This window comes from Kitasatospora sp. NBC_01250 (assembly GCF_036226465.1).
Taxonomy (GTDB): domain Bacteria; phylum Actinomycetota; class Actinomycetes; order Streptomycetales; family Streptomycetaceae; genus Kitasatospora.
The window spans coordinates 1,065,277-1,083,382 of the sequence record NZ_CP108476.1 but is presented as its reverse complement, the minus strand read 5'-3'; the positions used below and the strand labels follow the sequence as shown (position 1 = coordinate 1,083,382).

The following is an 18,106-nucleotide window of genomic DNA, read 5'->3' as shown; positions in this document are numbered from 1 at the left end:
TATGCCGATAGCCGGTATCGGCGTTTGCATTGGTTGCTGACGCCGGGTCAGGTCTACCGTCGAGGGCAGCAGCACCCTGGCCTGCGTGTGCGGAGCGTCAGGGTGCGGACCACATGGCCACCACCCTCGGAGTGAATCAGACCATGGCAAGGATCCTTTTCGTACTGACCGGTGCCGACCACTGGACACTGGCGGACGGCACCAAGCACCCCACCGGCTTCTGGGCGGAGGAGGCCGTCGCCCCCTACCGGGCGTTCCGGGCGGCCGGCCACGAGATCGTCGTCGCCACGCCGGACGGCGTGGTGCCGTCGGTGGACCAGGGCAGCCTCGCGCCCGAGTTCAACGGCGGTGAGGAGGGCGCGCAGAAGGTCGCGGCCGCCCTCGCGGCGATGACCGAGCTCCAGCACCCGATCAAGTTGGAGGACGTGGTGCCGGGCGGCTACGACGCCGTCTTCTATCCGGGCGGCCACGGACCGATGGAGGACCTGGCCGTCGACAGCGACTCCGGCGCGCTGCTCACCCTCACGCTGCGCTCCGGCAAGCCGCTCGGCGTCGTCTGCCACGGCCCGGCCGCGCTGCTGGCGACCGGGGGCCAGGGCGGCGACTCGCCGTTCGCGGGCTACCGGCTGACCGCCTTCACCAACGTCGAGGAGGTCCAGGCCGGTTTCGCCGAGCGGGCGAAGTGGCTGTTGCAGGACCGTCTCGTCCAGCTCGGCGTGGACTTCCAGGAGGGTGAGCCCTGGGCGCCGCACGTGGTGGTCGACCGCAACCTGGTCACCGGACAGAACCCCGCCTCGGCGGCCCCGGCGGCTGCGGAACTGCTGAAGATGCTGCCCTGAGGGGACCGGTCACTGCTTCAGTGGCCGGGTCTCGGGGCGATGCGGTCGGCGGCTGTCAGTTGCAGTCGCCGCAACTGCAGCAGCACTCGCAGCATTCGATGCCCTGGCAGCAGCCGTTGCAGCACTCGAGCCCGCCTTCGCAGCCGTCGCAGCAGCCCGGGTGGCGCTCGCACCAGCCCTTGGTGCGCTCGCGGCTCCACGGGTCGTCGTGGTCGCAGCAGAGCAGCTGGCAGGTGCAGGCCATCAGCGTCCACATCGCGCAGCCGGCCAGGGCGGAACGCCGGGGCGGGCGCTTCTCGCCGCCGCCGCCGCCCGGGCCGAACGGCAGCCCGCCGGGGCCGCCCGGTCCACCCGGGCCGCCGAAGCCGCCCGGGTCGCCCGGCCCGTACGGCGGCTGGGCGCCGTAGCCGGGCGGCTGCCCCTGGTACGGGTCCTGCTGGTACGGGTTCGGGTGCTGCGGCGCGTTCGGATAAGGCGCGTTCGGGTAGGGCGCGTTCGGGTACGGCGGGTGGGGCGGCTGGTCCTGGTGCGGGCCCGGGCCGTACGGCGTCTGCAGGCGGGGAGCGCGGAAGACGCGGTCCACCGCCCGCCCGGTCTCGTGCGCGAGCAGCACGTGCACCAGCGCGCGGTCCGTGAACTCGACCTCGCCCAGCGCCAGTCGGATGCCGTGCACCGCGTCCCGGCAGAGGCGTTCGGCCTCCGCGCGGTCGGTGCCGGTCGCGGTGAGCGGGTTCCAGGCGCCGGTGGCGGCGTCCTCCGCCTGGTCCTCGGCGGCGTCCAGCAGGTGGGCCAGCCGGCCGAACAGGCGGCCGGCCTCGGCGAGGGCGTCGGCGTTGTGCGGGCACCCGGCCAGCACGGCGGTGTGCGCGAAGGCGGCCGAGGTCGCGCTCTCGGTCGGCTCGGTGACCAGCAGGACGGGGCTGCCCGGCGCCGCGTCGCGCTCCAGCTCGACCTGGCGGGCGGCGGCGGTGAGCAGCACGCCGGTGTCGAAGCCGAGCGTCGAGCCGCTGCCCGCACTCTGCCGGTCCCAGCGGCGGGCCACCGCGCGGGCGCCGAGCGCCACCGGCTGACGGGCGAACACACCGTCGCGGTCGGCGACGTGGTCGCGCATCTTCACCGAGGCGAGGGCCAGTGACACCGAGGCCGCGAGCCGGGCGCCCTCGCCGCGGGCCACCTCGGCGGTGCGCATCCCGCGCAGCGGGCACGGTCCGGCGGTCCGGCGTCCCGTCGGGTCGGCGGTGGGCCGTTGAGCCTCGACCAGCACCGAGATGATCAGGCCGTCGTAGTTGGTGGCGGTGCGCGCCAGCTGTCCGTGGTCGTCGCGCAGTGCGAGGCACAGGCCGCACAGGTGGGCCATCCAGGAGGTCCGCAGCCGCTCGGACAGATGGTGGCGGCAGGGCCTGATGATTCCGAACACGATCCCCCTCGTGAGCATGGGCCCGGACGGCCCGCGCTGGACGTCGCGTATCTTACGACCCGACAGTCTGACCAGCACGGACGGGTGCTGAGGGAGCCGGTGGGCCCGCGCGGTCCTGCTCCCCGTGGCGTCGGCCGTCGTGGCCGTCCGGGCCGCCTGGCCGGAAGTGCCTCATTGTGATCGACCGGTGACATTGTGTCGTCCGACCCATGGAGTTTCCTGTCGTGGACACGTAATGTTCCCCGCAGTCCGAACCACGGGATCGATCGAAGGGAATCGCCCCATGCTTCGAGCACTCGCGACGGGCGGCACGGCCGCCACGCTGCTTGCCGCGTCCCTCCTGTGCGGTACCGCCGCGCATGCCCGGACCGTCGATGTCACACCACCGGGATTCACCATCGGGCTCGTCAGCGTCAACGGCTCCGGCTGCCCGGCCGGGACCGCGGCGGTCGCCACCTCGCCCGACGACACGGCCTTCACCGTGACCTACAGCAACTACCTCGCCCAGGCCGGCGCGGGCTCCGGCCCCACCGACTTCCGGAAGAACTGTCAGCTCACCGTCCAGGTGAACGCCCCGCAGGGCTTCACCTACGCCGTCGCCGAGGCGGACTACCGCGGCTACGCCTACCTCGCCAGCGGCGCCAGCGCGCAGGAGGGGGCGAACTACTACTTCCAGGGGCAGCCGCAGACCGCCACGGCGACCCACAGCTTCACCGGGCCGATGGACGACAACTGGCAGGCCAGCGACACCACCACCATCGCCTCGCTCGTCTGGGCGCCCTGTGGTGCGACCCGGGATCTGAACATCAACACCCAGCTGCGGGTGAGTGCGGGCTCGTCGGATCCGAGCACCACCAGCTTCGTGACGATGGACTCCACCGACGGCAGCCTCACCACCATCTATCACCTCGACTGGGAACAGTGCGTCAGCTGAGCGCGACCGGTACGACCGGCGGCCGCTGACGGCTGCTCCGGTGGCCCCCGGCATGCCTGTGGCGTGCCGGGGGCCACTTGATGGAAACCTTTTCTGCATCTTGCTGAAATATCTTGCGAACAGTACGTTCTCCCTACTTGCCGCATCGCTGACGCCGCCTCAAGGGAGAGCCCGCGTGGTCAGAAGAGCCAGATTCCGCAGCCTGATCGTCTCGGCCGCACTCCTCGCGCCGATGGCAGCGCCGGCCTCGGTCCTCGCCGCGGTGGCACCGGCCGCCGCGGCCGCGCTGCCCGCCGCGCCGTCCGACCGGTCGCTCGCGGCCACCCCGGACCGGCACGATCTGACCCGTGAGCAGTACTACTTCGTGTTGCCGGACCGCTTCGCCAACGGCGACACCGGCAACGACACCGGCGGGATCACCGGTGGCCGGATGGACAACGGCTTCGACCCCACCGACAAGGGCTTCTACCACGGCGGGGACCTCAACGGCCTGATCGGCAAGCTGGACTACATCAAGAAGCTCGGCACCACCGCGATCTGGATGGCGCCGATCTTCAAGAACAAGCCGGTGCAGGGCACGGGTGACGCCGCGTCAGCGGGCTACCACGGGTACTGGATCACCGACTTCACCCAGGTCGACCCGCACTTCGGCACCAACGCCGAGCTCAAGCAGCTGATCGACAAGGCCCACGCGATGGGCATGAAGGTCTTCTTCGACGTCATCACCAACCACACCGCCGACGTCATCGACTACGCGCAGGGCAGCCAGGACTACCGCTCCACCGGCGCCTACCCGACCCTGGACGCCGACGGCCGCCCGGTGGACACCACCGCCATGGCCAACGCCAACGCGGCCAACGGCACGTCGAACTACCCGAAGCTGAACACGAGTTCCTTCCCCTACACGCCGGTCTTCGACAAGCCGGGCGACGCCACCGCGAAGAGCCCGGCCTGGCTCAACGACCCGACGCTCTACCACAACCGGGGCAACTCCACCTTCACCGGCGAGTCCGGCACCGAAGGCGACTTCTCCGGCCTGGACGACCTGGACACCCAGGATCCGCGCGTCGTCCAGGGGTTCGAGAAGGTCTACGAGGACTGGGTGAAGAACACCGGTGTCGACGGCTTCCGGATCGACACCGTGAAGAACGTCGACATGGCCTTCTGGCAGCAGTGGGCGCCGGCGCTGAAGAAGTTCGCGGCCGACCACGGCAACCGGAACTTCTTCATGTTCGGTGAGGTGTACGACAGCGACACCTCCACCACCTCCTCGTACGTCACCCAGGGCAAGTTGCAGGCCACGCTGGACTTCCCGTTCCAGTCGGCGGCGCAGAGCTACGTCGCGAACGGCGGGTCCGCCCGGGCGCTGTCCTCGCTGTACGCCGACGACTACAAGTACACCAGCGCCGACACCAACGCCTATGAGCTGCCGACCTTCCTCGGCAACCACGACATGGGCCGGATCGGCTACTTCCTGCAGTCCGCCAACCCGAACGACAGCAACGCCGAGCTGCTGAAGAAGGACCAGCTCGCCCAGCAGCTGCAGTTCCTGACCCGTGGCCAGCCCGTCGTCTACTACGGTGACGAGCAGGGCTTCACCGGCACCGGCGGCGACAAGTCGGCGCGGCAGGACATGTTCGCCTCCCAGGTGGGCGAGTACAACAGCGACACCGTCATCGGCGGCGCGGGCGGCTCCGCCGACCGCTACGGCACCGACACTCCGCTGTACGCGACCATCGCCGGCCTCGCCCAACTGCGCAAGGCCAACCCGGCCTTGGCGGACGGCGCGCAGGTCGAGCGCTACGCCGCGAACGGGCCCGGGGTGTACGCCTTCTCCCGGATCGACGAGAAGCAGCAGGTCGAGTACCTGGTAGCGGTGAACAACGCGACCAGTGCGCAGAGCGTCAGCCTCCCCACCTACTCGGCGGGCATGCGCTTCGACCCCCTCTACGGCGCCCCGGCCGGTGCCCTCACCACAGGTGCGGACAGCAGGCTGGCGATCACCGTTCCCGCGCAGTCCGCCGTCGTCTACAAGGCGGCCGGCAGGCTGGCCAAGCCCGCGGCCGGCCCCGCCGTCACCCTCACCGCCCCCGCCGCGGGCGCGACCGGCACCGCCACCGTGGCCGCGAGCGTCCCCGGCGGCGGCTTCGACCGGGTGACCTTCGCCGCCGCCGTCGGAAACGGCCCGTGGCAGACGCTGGGCACCGCCGACCACGCGCCCTACCAGGTCACCCAGAACCTCGCGGGCGTGGCCCCCGGAACGACCGTGCGCTACAAGGCGGTTGTCCAGGACAGCGCCGGCCGGCTGGCCGACGCCACCGCGAGCACCAGCGTCGGGACGCCCGCGCCGGTGACCAGGCCCACGGCTGCGAACCGCAGTTACGCGGTCGTCCACTACCACCGCGCCGACGGGAACTACACCGGCTGGAACCTCTACGCCTGGGGCGACCTCGCCGACGGCGAGGGCACCAGCTGGCCGGCCGGCCACCCCTTCGTCGGCCGTGACGCCTACGGCGCCTTCGCCTACGTGAAGGTCAAGCCCGGCGCGGCAGGCGTCGGCTTCATCGTGGAGAACAACGGCACCAAGGACGGCGCCGCGGACCGGTCCATCGACCTGTCCGCCACCGGCGAGGCCTGGGTGAACTCCGGTGACCCGACCACCTACACCAGCAACCCCGGCAGCACGCCGCCGGTTCCGGCGAACACCGCGATCCTGCACTACCACCGCGCCGACGGAAATTACGCCGGCTGGGGCCTGCACGACTGGACCGGCGCGGCGAACCCCACCAGCTGGACCGGCCCGCTGCAGCCCTCGGGGACCGACGCGTTCGGGGACGTCTTCACCGTGCCGCTGGCGCCCGGGGCCACCGTGCTCGACTACATCCTGCACAACGGCGACACCAAGGACCTGCCGGACAACCAGGAGCTGAACTTCGCCGTCAGCGGACGCGAGGTCTGGATCACCGACAGCACACCCGGCTACATCCTGCCGCAGCCCACCGCCTCCGCCGCCGACCTCGACCTCACCCAGGCCAAGGCCCAGTGGATCGACGCCACCACGGTCGCCGTCCCGGCCGGCTGGGGCTTCGGCCAGAACCTGGCCGCCGGCGCCTCGGCGGAACTCGTCCACTCGCCCACCGGCGCACTGGCCGTCAAGGACGGCGACCTCACCGACCCCGGCTACTGGCTGCGGCTGCTGCCCCGGGCAAGCGGCCTGACGGCGGCCCAACTGGCCGCCCACCCCGAGCTGAAGGGCTACGCCGCCTTCACCGTCGACCCCCGCGACACCCAGCGGACGGCGACCGCGCTGCGCGGTCAGCTGATCATGACCGAGCGCGAGGCGAACGGCGCGCTGCTCGCCGCCACCGGCGTGCAGACCCCCGGCGTGCTGGACGCGGTCTACGGCGCGAAGGCGAGCAAGGCCCAGCTCGGCCCGGTGGTCAGCGGCAACGCGGTGCGCCTGTCCGTCTGGGCCCCGACCGCCGCCAGCGTCAGCCTGGAGCTCTACGACAGCGCCACCGCCACCACCCCGCACCTGGTCGCCATGAAGCGCGACGACGCCACCGGCGTCTGGTCGGCGAGCGGCAACGGCTCCTGGAAGGGCAAGTACTACCTCTACCAGGTCACCGTCTGGGCCCCCTCGGTGCAGCGGGTCGTCACCAACCACGTCACCGACCCGTACTCACTGGCGCTGTCCACCGACTCCAAGCGCAGCCAGATCGTCGACCTCGACGACCCCGCCACCGCGCCCGCCGGCTGGCGCGGCGAGCAGTCGCCGCCGGCCATCAGCGCCGGGCAGCAGGAGGTCCAGGAGCTCCACGTGCGCGACTTCTCGGTCGCCGACACCACCGTGCCCGCCGCCGACCGCGGTAGCTACCTGGCCTTCACCGACCTGAACTCCGACGGCATGAAGCACCTGGCGGCCCTCGCCAAGGCGGGCGTCACCACCGTCCACCTGCTGCCCGCCTTCGACTTCAGCTCCGTCCCCGAGGCGAAGTCCGAGCAGTCCACCCCGCCCTGCGACCTCGCCTCCTACCCCGCCGACTCGCCGCAGCAGCAGGCCTGCGTGGCCAGGACGGCCGCCACCGACGCCTACAACTGGGGCTACGACCCCTACCACTACACCGTCCCCGAGGGCTCCTACGCGACGAACCCGGACGGTGCCGCCCGCACCGAGCAGTTCCGCCGGATGGTCGCCGCCCTGCACCAGGTGGGCCTGCGGGTGGTGATGGACGTGGTCTACAACCACACCGCCGCCTCCGGCCAGGACCCGCACTCGGTGCTCGACCAGATCGTGCCCGGCTACTACCAGCGGCTCTCGGCCACCGGCGCGGTCACCACCGACAGCTGCTGCGCCGACACCGCGCCCGAGCACACCATGATGAACAAGCTCGTGGTGGACTCCACCCGCACCTGGGCGACCCAGTACCACGTGGACGGCTTCCGGTTCGACCTGATGGGTCTGGACCCCAAGCAGACCATGCTCGACGTGCAGTCCTCGCTCCAGCAGACCGGCCGCAGCGAATTCCTCTACGGCGAGGGCTGGAACTTCGGGGTGGTGGCCAACGACGCCCGCTTCACCCAGGCCACCCAGGCCAACATGGCGGGCACCGGCATCGCCACCTTCAACGACCGCCAGCGCGACGCCGTGCGCGGTGGCGGCCCGTTCGACACCGACCCGCGCCTGCAGGGCTTCGCCTCCGGGCTCTTCACCGACCCCAACGGCGATGCGGCCAACGGGAGTCCGGACCAGCAGAAGGCCGCCCTGCTGCACGCGATGGACCAGCTCAAGGTCGGCCTGACCGGCAACCTGGCCGCCTACTCCTTCACCGACAGTGCCGGAAAGGCCGTCACCGGCTCGGAGGTCGACTACAACGGCTCCCCGACCGGCTACACCGCGAACCCCGGCGAAGCGGTCACCTACGTGGACGCGCACGACAACCTCACCCTCTACGACGCGCTCGCCTACAAGCTGCCGACCGGCACCTCGGCGGCCGACCGGGCCCGGATGCAGTCCCTGGCCCTGGCCACCACCGCGCTCTCCCAGGGCCCCGGTTTCGCGGTCGCCGGCAGCGACCGGCTGCGCTCCAAGTCGCTGGACGCCAACTCCTACGACAGCGGCGACTGGTTCAACGCGATCCAGTGGAACTGCGCGCAGGGCAACGGCTTCGGCCGCGGCCTGCCGCCGGCCTCCGGCAACCAGTCCTCCTGGCCCTACGCCCAGCCGCTGCTCGCCAACCCCGCGCTGGTGCCCGGCTGTTCGGCCGAGAACGCCGCCTCGCAGCAGTACCAGCAGTTCCTGCGGATCAAGCAGTCCACCCCGCTCTTCTCGCTGGCCACGGCGGCCGAGGTCCAGCGGCGGCTGAGCTACCCGCTCTCCGGTACCCCCGGCGAGGTCCCGGGCGTGCTCACCCTCCACCTCGACGGCGCCGGGCTGCCCACCTACCGCTCCGTCACCGTGGTCTTCAACGCCACCCCCACCGCCCAGCGCCAGACCCTGCCCGCCCTGGCGGGCAGCGCCGAGCAGCTGCACCCGGCCCAGGCCGGCGGCGCGGACCCGGTAGTGAAGACCTCGGCCTTCGACGCCACCACCGGCACCTTCACCGTGCCGGCGAGGACGGTGGCGGTCTTCGTCCAGCAGTAGTGAACGCTACACGTGCGCCGGTCCCGCGAACCGCGGGGCCGGCGCACGGCCGTGCCGGGGCGGTGCACCGCGTCGGCGAGGGATACGGCCGGTCAGTCTCCGGTGCCGGCGCCGGCGGTGAGCCGCCACAGGCCCGCGACCTCGTAGTAGACGCCGTTCACGAGCTGGAGCAGCACCAGCGTCACCGGCCACAGCAGGCCGCCGAGCCCGGGCACGGCGTCCACCGGCAGCGTGTAGGCCATCACGATGCGGGCCGCCGCGTCCGCGAGCATCGCGGTGCCCCAGATGACGGTGGACACCCGCCAGATCCGGCGGAAGGACGGCTCGCGCTCCCACAGGACGTCCCAGGAGGTGCCGTCGGAGCGGAAGCGCCCCTCCAGGAGCGGTCGGCCGCCGAGGAACACCAGCGGCCGCCGCGCGCGGACCGACGCCAGGAACCACAGACCGGCCAGCCCCGTCACCCAGCCGTCCCTGGCGAGCATGAACCGGGTGCTCCCGCTGACCAGCGAGGCCGCCACGCTCAGCAGCATCACACCCGCGACGAACGCGGCCATCGCGTCCAGGTGCCGCGCCCGCACCCACTGCACCGCGACACTCGCGGCGGGGGAGAGCGAGCCGGCCAGCAGCGCGAGGAAGGTGCTCGCGCCCGCAGGCCGTAGAAGAGGGCGATCGGCGCCGCGATGTCGATCAGCGTGGTCAGCAGCAGCCGACGTCCGCCGGGCCGTGCGCTCGGGGCGGTCACGGCTCGCGTACCGGGTCGAAGGCGCAGAACCGCACGGGGAGGTTCTTCCTCGCGCGGGCAGCCCGAAACCAGGCTGTGTGATCATGGCTGCTGCCGCGGCGGTGTCCGTGCCGCCGCGGGGGAGAACCGAGTACCACCCGAGGAGTTCGCGCGCGATGACGGACAGCTGGCAGACCCTGGTCGTCCCCGGTTACGACGGCTCCGGCCCCGAGCACTGGCAGTCCCGGTGGGAGGCCGCCGAGCCCGACTGGCGCCGGGTGGAGCAGCGCGACTGGCTGGCGCCCGAGCGCGCCGACTGGGTCGCCGCCCTGGACGCGGCCGTGGCCGGCGCGGAGCTGCCCGTCGTGCTCGTCGCGCACAGCCTGGGCTGCGCCACCGTCGCCCACTGGGCGGCGGCCCAGCCGGAGCGGGCGGGGCGGGTGCGGGCCGCGCTGCTGGTGGCCCCGGCGGACGTGGAGCGCATCGAGGACCTGCCGCTGAGCCCCTTCGCCCCGGTGCCCACCACGCGGCTGCCGTTCCCGACGCTGGTGGTCGGCTCGGACGACGACCCGTACTGCGCCCCGGAGCGCGCGGCCGGCTTCGCCCGCGCCTGGGGCGCCGAGTACGTCGAGCTGGCCGCGGCCGGCCACATCAACAGCGCCTCCGGGCTGGGGGAGTGGCCCGCCGGCCGGGCCCTGCTGGAGCAGTTGGTCGCCACCGCCGGCTGAGCCGCCGCTGGGGCCCGTCGTCAGCCGCGCGCCGGGAAGCGCTCCGCCAGGAACTCCTCGAAGGTGCCCGTGCCCACCGCCCGCTCCGGCGTCAGATGCCCGCCCGCCTGCAGCCTGCGGTAGGCCTTGCCCGCCAGCGGGACGTTGAGCAGCGGACGGCGCCGCCCGGTCGCCCGCTGGTAGGCGCGCACCAGCTCGGCCAGGGTGTGCACTTCGGGGCCGCCCATGTCGGGCACCCGTCCGGCGGGGGCGGCCAGGGCGAGGCCGGTGAGCCGGTCGGCGACCTCCGCCACCGCGATCGGCTGGTCGCTGATCCCGGCCGGCAGCAGCATCACCGGCGGCTTCGCCAGGGTCTGCAGCACCTGGAGCACCAGGTCGTGGAACTGCGTGGTGCGCAGCACGGTCCAGCCCAGCCCCGACTGCGCCACCTGCTCCTCCACCGCGAGCTTCGCCCGGTAGTAGCCGAGCGGGACCCGGTCGACGCCGACGATCGAGATGTAGACCAGATGGGCGACCCCGGCCCGGCGGGCCGCCGCGATCAGGTTCGCCGCGGCCTTCTCGTCCCCGCCGCGCGGGGTGGAGGCGCAGTGGACGACCACCTCCGCACCCGTGACCGCCGCCGTGAGCCCGGGGCCGCCCTCGCGCAGGTCGACGGCGTAGGGCTCGGCGTGCCGGCTGAGCACGCGGACCTTGTGCCCGCCCGCCCGCAGCCGCTCGGTGACGAGCCGCCCGAGCGTTCCGGTGCCGCCGGTCACCAGGATCGTGGTCATCGCTTCCGGTCCTCTCCTCGCGGGACGCTCCACCACGGAACGTCCTCGCCGAGGAGGACAACGGAGCTGCCGCAGGTGTGACATCCCGCGCCATGGTGGTGCGTGTGAGCAGCGTCACTCCGGGCGGCGCGTGCCTCAAGGGGTCCGCCCGACTGCCCTGACGTGGACCGTTGGTGACGGGAAGTCGGTCATTGGGGGCCCGGCCGCCCGCCGTGGCACGCTGGGCTCGCACCAGCGCGTGAGACGTGGAGTGAGACGAAAGCGAGCAGCCCATGCCCAGCACCATCCGTCGCGCCATCATCCCCGCCGCGGGCCTCGGTTCCCGGCTGCTGCCGGCCACCAAGGCGGTCCCGAAGGAGATGCTGATCGTCGGTGACCGGCCGGTGATCGAGCACACCGTGCGCGAGGTGATCGAGTCCGGGATCACCGACATCACCATCGTGATCTCCGGCGGCAAGAGCATGATCCAGGAGCACTTCCGGCCCAACCCCGCGCTGGTCGCCCAGCTCCGGGCGGACGGCAAGGACGGGTACGCCGAGGCGGTGCGCGAGATCGGTGAGCTGTCCCGGCTCGGTCACATCACCTACCTCGACCAGCACGGCCCGTACGGCAACGGGACCCCGGTCCTGAACGCCTACCGCCACCTCGACGAGGCCGCCCTGGTGATCTGGCCCGACGACGTCTTCGTCTCCGAGGTCCCGCGCGCCCAGCAGCTCATCACGGCGTACGAGAAGACGAACGCGCCGGTGCTCGCGCTGATGCCGATGGATCCCGTCGACTCCCACCGCTACGGCGTGCCCGTGGTGAAGGAGGACCTCGGCGAGGGCTCGCTGCGGATCACCGGTCTGGTCGAGAAGCCGAAGCCGGACCAGGCGCCGTCCGCCTACGCCGCGATCGGCGGCTACGTGATCACCCCGGGCATCGTGGACGAGCTGCGCGAGGCCACCCGGCGCTGGCACGAGAACCCGGTGGGCGAGATCTACCTGACCGACGCGATCAACCGCTACGCGGCGGGCCGGGCGGTGTACGGCCAGGTGATCGACGGGACCTGGTACGACACCGGCAACCCGCTCGCCTACATCAGCGCCCAGGTCGCCTTCGGCCTCGCGCACCCCGAGTACGGCCCCGCGCTGCGCAAGCTGGTGCCCGCCGCCGAGTAGGCCACGGCCCAGGGGCGGGCGCCTGGTCTGCCAGACTGCCCGAATGATCATCAGACTCGCGCGCGAGCAGGACGTCGACGGCTTCCTCGGCCTGGCCGCCGAGGTCGAGCACTGGTTCGGCCCGATGGTGGCGGAGCCCGGCTTCCACCGCGCCGTGGAGCGGCAGATCCGGAGCGCGACGGCACTGGTCGCCGTCGGCACGGGGCCGGAGCTGCCAGGGCCTCTCCTGGGCGGGCTGCTGTTCGGGGCCGAGGCGCCGACCTACCACGTGCACTGGCTGGTGGTCTCGCAGCGGGCGCGCGGGACGGGCGTCGGCCGGGCGCTGATGGCGGCGGCGACCCGGCGGTTCGTGCGGGGGCCGGGCAGCCTGGAGGTCGTCACCTTCGGCGCCGACCATCCGGGCGCCGTCGCCAGCGGGGCGCGGGTCTTCTACGAGCGCCTCGGCTTCACGGCCGGCGAGCCCACCGACCCGGGCCCGGAGGGCGGTTCGCGGCAGGTCTACCGCCGGGCCGTCGGGTGAACGCCGGCCCGCCCCGGTGCCGTGAGCGGCACCGGGGCGGGCCGGTGGCCGGCGGACGGAGGGGCGATCAGCCCATCTCCTCCAGGGACTTGCCCTTGGTCTCCCGGACGAACTTGAGCACGAACGGGACCGAGAGCACCGCGAACACCGCGTAGATCACGTAGGTGCCGGAGAGGTTCCAGCCGGAGAGCGTCGGGAAGGTCACCGTGATCAGCCAGTTGGCGACCCACTGGGCGGCGGCGGCCACACCGAGCGCAGCCGCGCGGATCCGGTTGGGGAACATCTCGCCGAGCATGACCCAGACCACCACGCCCCAGGAGAGCGCGAAGAAGAAGACGAACGCGTGGGCGGCGATCAGCGCCAGCATCCCCTGGCCGTGCGGCAGGGCGTGGTCGGCGCCGGTGCGGGCGGAGAAGGCCCAGGTCTCCAGGGCCAGCGCGAGCGCCATGCCGACCGAACCGACCACCGCGAGCGGCTTGCGGCCGACCCGGTCGACGAAGACCATCGCGACCACCGTGCCGATGATGTTGATGATCGAGGTGGTGAAGGAGTAGAGGAACGAGGAGCTGGGGTCGATGCCCACCGACTGCCACAGCGTCGAGGAGTAGTAGAAGGCGACGTTGATGCCCACCAGCTGCTGGAAGACCGACAGGCCGATGCCGACCCAGACGATCGGCAGCAGGCCGAAGCGCCCGCCGAGCAGGTCCTTGAAGGTGGAGCGGTGCTCGCTGCGCATGGCGTGCTCGATCTCGGCCACCCGGGCGTCCAGGTCGGCGCCGGCGCCCTCCACCTCGGCGATGACGGCCTTGGCGCGGTCGATCCGGCCGGTCGAGATCAGGAACCGGGGCGACTCCGGGATCGCGAAGGAGAGCAGCCCGTAGAGCGCGGCGGGCAGCACCATGACGCCGAGCATCAGCTGCCAGGCCTCCAGGCCCAGCACGTGGCCGCGCTGGTTGCCGCCGGCGGCCTGCAGGATGCCGTAGTTGGCGAGCTGCGAGACGGCGATGCCGATCACGATCGCCGCCTGCTGGAAGGAGCCGAGCCGGCCGCGGTAGGCGGGCGGTGCCACCTCGGCGATGTAGGCGGGGCCGATCACCGAGGCCATGCCGATGCCGATGCCGCCCAGCACCCGCCACAGGGCGAGGTCCCAGAGCGAGAACGGGAGCGCCGAGCCGACCGCGCTGACCGTGAAGAGGGCGGCGGCTATCTGCATCACCCGGATCCGGCCCAGGCGGTCGGCCAGCCGGCCGCCCAGCGCCGCGCCGATCGCGCTGCCGATCAGGGCGATGGCCACCACCTGGGCGAGGGCGCCCGAGCCGACGTGGTACTTGTCCCGGATCGCGGCGACGGCGCCGTTGATCACGGAGCTGTCGTAGCCGAAGAGGAACCCGCCCATTGCCGCGGCGGCCGTGATGAAGATGACGTGTCCGAGATTGTCCGAGGCTCCTGGCCTGCGGACCTGCGGCGCTTGGGCGGTGCTGGTCACCTGAACGCTCCTTGTCCCTGGGGAACGTGACAGGACTTCTGGCGTTCAGGTAATGAATCTGACTGGGACGCCATTGTCCAGTTCGACTTTGAGAACTAGAGCATAACTGCCGACATTCCCGGCTCGAGCCGGGGTCGGCTCTGGGTAAGTTTCATCAAGAATTGAACTGATGTGGGCATGACAGTTCAGCGCTGAAGTCGGCTGTCGATTGGAGCACGGCGGGTGGCCTCAGTCGCGGCGCCCGAAGAGCGGGCCGAGCGCGAGCTCGGCGGCCCCGAGTGCCACGGCGGCCGGGCCGGCGGGGGTGAGCGAGACCGGCACCTGCTGCCACTCCCGGTCCGGCAGCCGCGCCGCCAGCCCGTCGGCGATCTCTGCCGGGTACAGCTCGGGGTGGGCGAAGACGACCGGTCCGCCGAGCAGCACCCGGTCGACGTCGAGCAGTTGCACGAGGTTGGCCGCACCCACCGCCAGCAGCCGGGCCGCCGCCCGGTGGTCGCCGGTGGCCACGGCCGCCAGACAGAGCGCCTCCAGGCAGCCGCGCGAGCCGCAGCTGCAGGGCGGGCCGTCGAGCTGCACCACCTGGTGGCCGAACTCGCCCGCGTTGGTCCGGGCGCCGCGGTGCAGCGCCCCGTTCAGCAGCAGGGCCGCGCCCAGGCCGTCGCCGAAGTGCAGGTAGGCGGTGTGGCCGGGCCCGGCGCAGGCCAGCGCGGCGGTGTTGGTGTCCTTGTCCAGCCGCACCGGCCAGGGGGCCAACTGCTCGGCGAGCGCCTCCCGCAGCGGGAAGCGGTCCCAGGATGCGAGGCCGGCCGGGCGGTGCAGCACGCCGTGCGCGTGGTCGAGCGGGCCCCGGCAGCCGACGCCGACGCCGAGCAGGTCCGCGCCGGCCGGGGCCGTCGCGGCGACCTCGCGCACCAGGGCGGCGATCAGCTCGACGGTCTGCCGCGGCGGCGCGTCCGCCAGGCCGGTGGGCGCGGTGGCGCGGTGCCGGATCCCGCCGCACAGGTCGACCAGCAGCACGGTGGTCCGGTGGCGGTCCAGCTCGACGCCGACCGCGAAGCCGGCCGCCGGGCGCAGCCGCAGCAGCGTGCGCGGCTTGCCGCCGGTGGAGGCGCCGCGCCCGTCCTCCTCGACCAGCGCGGCGGCCAGCAGGCGGGCCACGATCTTGCCGATCGCCTGCGGGGTGAGGCCGGTCCCGGCTGCCAGCTCCACCCGGCTGCTGCCCTGCGGGGCGGCCCGCAGCAGGCTCAGGACCAGCGCGGTGTTGTGGTCGCGGAGCCCGGTCAGGTTGCTGCCGGCGTGCGGTGTGTCCATGGGGACCATTCTGCGGCCGGGTCCGGGGTGCTCGGCCGGCGTCCGTTGCACTTAGGAAACAGTGTTGCTTAACTGGTCCCCATGGGTACCCCCACCGAAACCAGCACCCCGTTGCGCGTCGCCCTGGTCGGCTACGGCCTGGCCGGACGCGCCTTCCATGCCCCGCTCATCGCCACCACGCCCGGCCTGCGGCTGCACAGCATCGTCACCGCCGACCCCGGACGCCGGGCCGAGGCGCTGCGCGACCACCCGGGCGTCAAGGTGGTCGCCGACACCGGGCAGCTGCTCGCCGACCCGGCGGACCTGGACCTGGTGGTGATCGCCTCCCCCAACCACACCCACGTGCCGGTGGCCCGCGCCGCGCTGGCGGCCGGTCTGCCCGTGGTGGTCGACAAGCCGCTCGCCGCGACCGCCGCGCAGGCGCGCGACCTGGTCGAGCTGGCCCGGGAGCTGGGCCTGCTGCTGACGGTCTTCCAGAACCGCCGCTGGGACGCCGACTTCCGCACGCTCCAGGACCTGCTGGCCCAGGGGGCGCTCGGGACGGTGCACCGCTTCGAGTCCCGCTTCGAGCGCTGGCGCCCGGCGCCCGCCCCCGGGTGGCGGGAGAGCCCCGACCCCGCGTGGGCCGGCGGCATCCTGCACGACCTGGGCAGCCACCTGGTCGACCAGGCACTGCGGCTCTTCGGCCCGGCCGAAGGGGTGTACGCCGAGATCGACGCCCGGCGGCCCGGCGCGCTGGTGGACGACGACGCCTTCCTCGCGCTGACCCACGCCGGCGGCGTCCGCTCCCACCTGTGGATGAGCGCGCTGGCCGGGCAGCCGGGCCCGCGGCTGCGCGTCCTGGGTGACCGGGCGGCCTTCACCGCCCCGCGCCTGGACCCGCAGGAGGCGGCGCTGCGCGCCGGGTCGCGCCCCGGTCCCGGCTGGGGCGCCGTGCCCGAGGCGGACTGGGGCCTGCTCGGCACCCCGGAGGGCGCCAGGCCCCACCCCTCGCTGCCCGGTGACTACCCCGCGTTCTACGCCGGCCTGGTCACCGCGCTGCGCGAGGGTGCGCCCGCCCCGGTCGACCCCGCGGACGCGGTGGCCGTGCTCACCGTGCTGGAGGCCGCCCGCCGCTCCGCCGCCTCGGGCCGCACGGTCGAGCTGGGCGGCTGAGACCCGATGACCGGCCCGGACCGGCCGGCACGGCGTCAGGCCGGGCGGTGGTCCGGGCGGTGGTCCGGGCGGTTCGGGTGGTCCAGGCCGGTCAGGTGGTTCAGGTGGTGATGGTGGCGACGGGTTCGAGGCCGTACGTGCGGGCGTAGCCGTTCTCGGTGCCGACGAGGAGGTCGACGACCTCGAAGTAGCGGTCCCAGAACGGCGTTTCACGCAGCGCGTCGATCAGGAGCCGATAGGCGTGGTGGTCGTCGGCTTCCCACACCCAGACGTCGGTGACCCGCGCCGAGTAGAACTCGGTGTCGTAGAAGCGCGACCGGACGCCGGTGGTCCTGGCCTCGATCGTGGGCAGCACCTGGGTGGTGAAGGCCTCCACGCGTTGTTCGACGGTCAGGGCGAGCCACTCGGGTGTGGTCTTGACGAGCATGAATGCCGTGACCGGTGGTTCGGTTCGTGCCGTGGTCATCAGGGTTCCTCCAAAGGGGGTGGCGGGTGGTGGGCCTCAGGAGAGGACGGCGGGCTTGAGGGTCTGGGCGCACCACTGCTCGAAGCCGGTGGGGGAGGCGGTCCCCGGGGTGCGCGCGACGCCGGTGTCCAGGCCCTGGTCCTTGGCCCGCTTCATGTCGACGATGCCTTGGACGAATGCCTCGGTGAGGCCGTAGCCGACGAGGGTGGTGTGCAGCTCGTCGAGCGGCTGGCGTTCGTAGCGCACGGGGCGGCCGAGCTGTTCGGTCATGATCCGGGCCAGGTCGTTGGGGGACAGGTCCTGCGGGCCGAGGACCGGGACGCTGCCGCTGCCGGTCCACGAGCGGTCCAGCAGCAGCCCGGCAGCCGCGGCCGCGATGTCGGCGGTGGCGACGAGCGGAGCCCTGCGGTCGGCGTCGGCGGAGTCGGTGAAGACGCCCTCCTCGCGGATCGAGTCGGCCTCCTCCAGGAGGTTCTCGAAGAAGGACGGGTTGGCCAGGGCCCGGTAGGCGACGCCGCTCTCCGCGATGAGGTCGTCCAGGGCGAGGGTGGCGGTGACGAGGCCGGCCCGGTCGGCGAGCGGGGTGCCGCGGCCGAGCGCGGAGACGCCGACGACATGGCCGACGCCGTGGGCGGCGAACGCCTTCACGGCGGGTCCGCTGAAGCCGCTGTAGGCGTCCTGCGGGGTCGCGGCGGGGACCGGGGGGACGAGCCAGAAGACGGCGTCCGCACCCTCGAAGGCCCGGTCGACGACCTCGGCGTCACCGTGCGAGCCGACGACCACCTCGACGCGTCCGCGCGCCGCGTCCGGAAGCCGGGCGGGGTCGCGCACGATCACGCGCAGGTCCTCGCCCGCGGCGGGGGCGGACTCCAGGAGCCGGGAGAGCAGGTGGCGGCCGATGTTCCCGGTGGGAGCAGTAATGACGATCATGAAAACCTCGCAGGTCGTGCCGGTC

Annotated in this window: 14 protein-coding genes; 7 read left to right on the top strand and 7 right to left on the bottom strand. The window is 72.8% G+C overall.

Features of this window, described 5'->3' with window-relative positions:
• Window positions 1-143 precede the first annotated feature (143 nt).
• Window positions 144-839: a type 1 glutamine amidotransferase domain-containing protein gene (locus OG500_RS04880; protein WP_327065108.1), complete on the top strand. Its 696-nt coding sequence runs from the start codon at window positions 144-146 to the stop codon at window positions 837-839.
• 55 nt (window positions 840-894) lie between these two features.
• On the opposite strand, the gene OG500_RS04875 is transcribed toward OG500_RS04880, so the two are convergent.
• Window positions 895-2,256: a DUF5685 family protein gene (locus OG500_RS04875; protein ID WP_329576940.1), complete on the bottom strand. Its 1,362-nt coding sequence runs from the start codon at window positions 2,254-2,256 to the stop codon at window positions 895-897.
• A 283-nt stretch (window positions 2,257-2,539) separates the two neighbouring features.
• On the opposite strand from OG500_RS04875, the gene OG500_RS04870 reads away from it, so the two are divergent.
• Complete coding sequence (locus OG500_RS04870; RefSeq protein ID WP_327065106.1) at window positions 2,540-3,190, top strand: DUF4360 domain-containing protein; 651 nt, start codon at window positions 2,540-2,542, stop codon at window positions 3,188-3,190.
• Window positions 3,191-3,422: 232 nt separating this feature from the next.
• Window positions 3,423-8,834, top strand: a complete 5,412-nt coding sequence (pulA, locus tag OG500_RS04865; protein WP_329587416.1) for a pullulanase-type alpha-1,6-glucosidase — start codon at window positions 3,423-3,425, stop codon at window positions 8,832-8,834.
• Window positions 8,835-8,926: 92 nt separating this feature from the next.
• Here pulA and OG500_RS04860 read toward each other — a convergent pair whose 3' ends face one another.
• Entirely contained in the window at window positions 8,927-9,661 is a 735-nt protein-coding gene (locus OG500_RS04860; RefSeq protein WP_329576936.1) for a VC0807 family protein, read from the bottom strand.
• 70 nt (window positions 9,662-9,731) lie between these two features.
• Between OG500_RS04860 and OG500_RS04855 the strand changes: the two genes are divergently transcribed.
• The gene (locus OG500_RS04855) at window positions 9,732-10,283 is read left to right on the top strand and encodes an RBBP9/YdeN family alpha/beta hydrolase (protein WP_329576933.1); all 552 of its coding nucleotides are present in this window, start codon (window positions 9,732-9,734) and stop codon (window positions 10,281-10,283) included.
• A 20-nt stretch (window positions 10,284-10,303) separates the two neighbouring features.
• Here OG500_RS04855 and OG500_RS04850 read toward each other — a convergent pair whose 3' ends face one another.
• Window positions 10,304-11,053: an SDR family oxidoreductase gene (locus OG500_RS04850; protein ID WP_329576930.1), complete on the bottom strand. Its 750-nt coding sequence runs from the start codon at window positions 11,051-11,053 to the stop codon at window positions 10,304-10,306.
• Between the two features lie 272 nt (window positions 11,054-11,325).
• On the opposite strand from OG500_RS04850, the gene OG500_RS04845 reads away from it, so the two are divergent.
• Both OG500_RS04845 and OG500_RS04840 read left to right on the top strand, forming a co-directional pair.
• Entirely contained in the window at window positions 11,326-12,213 is an 888-nt protein-coding gene (locus tag OG500_RS04845; protein WP_327065102.1) for a UTP--glucose-1-phosphate uridylyltransferase, read from the top strand.
• Between the two features lie 43 nt (window positions 12,214-12,256).
• Entirely contained in the window at window positions 12,257-12,733 is a 477-nt protein-coding gene (locus OG500_RS04840; protein WP_327065101.1) for a GNAT family N-acetyltransferase, read from the top strand.
• Window positions 12,734-12,800: 67 nt separating this feature from the next.
• Here OG500_RS04840 and OG500_RS04835 read toward each other — a convergent pair whose 3' ends face one another.
• Together OG500_RS04835 and OG500_RS04830 are read right to left on the bottom strand one after the other, a co-directional pair.
• Window positions 12,801-14,219 carry a sugar porter family MFS transporter gene (locus OG500_RS04835; protein ID WP_329576925.1) on the bottom strand — a complete coding sequence of 473 codons (1,419 nt, stop codon included), beginning with the start codon at window positions 14,217-14,219 and terminating at the stop codon, window positions 12,801-12,803.
• A 228-nt stretch (window positions 14,220-14,447) separates the two neighbouring features.
• Complete coding sequence (locus OG500_RS04830; RefSeq protein WP_329576922.1) at window positions 14,448-15,530, bottom strand: ROK family protein; 1,083 nt, start codon at window positions 15,528-15,530, stop codon at window positions 14,448-14,450.
• A gap of 81 nt (window positions 15,531-15,611) precedes the next feature.
• On the opposite strand from OG500_RS04830, the gene OG500_RS04825 reads away from it, so the two are divergent.
• Entirely contained in the window at window positions 15,612-16,685 is a 1,074-nt protein-coding gene (locus OG500_RS04825) for a Gfo/Idh/MocA family protein (protein WP_329576919.1), read from the top strand.
• A gap of 100 nt (window positions 16,686-16,785) precedes the next feature.
• Here OG500_RS04825 and OG500_RS04820 read toward each other — a convergent pair whose 3' ends face one another.
• Together OG500_RS04820 and OG500_RS04815 are read right to left on the bottom strand one after the other, a co-directional pair.
• Window positions 16,786-17,151 (bottom strand): darcynin family protein, encoded by a 366-nt coding sequence (locus tag OG500_RS04820; protein ID WP_329576916.1) that lies wholly within the window; start codon window positions 17,149-17,151, stop codon window positions 16,786-16,788.
• A 36-nt stretch (window positions 17,152-17,187) separates the two neighbouring features.
• Window positions 17,188-18,081, bottom strand: a complete 894-nt coding sequence (locus OG500_RS04815) for an NAD(P)H-binding protein (RefSeq protein WP_329576913.1) — start codon at window positions 18,079-18,081, stop codon at window positions 17,188-17,190.
• Between the last annotated feature and the right edge of the window lie 25 nt (window positions 18,082-18,106).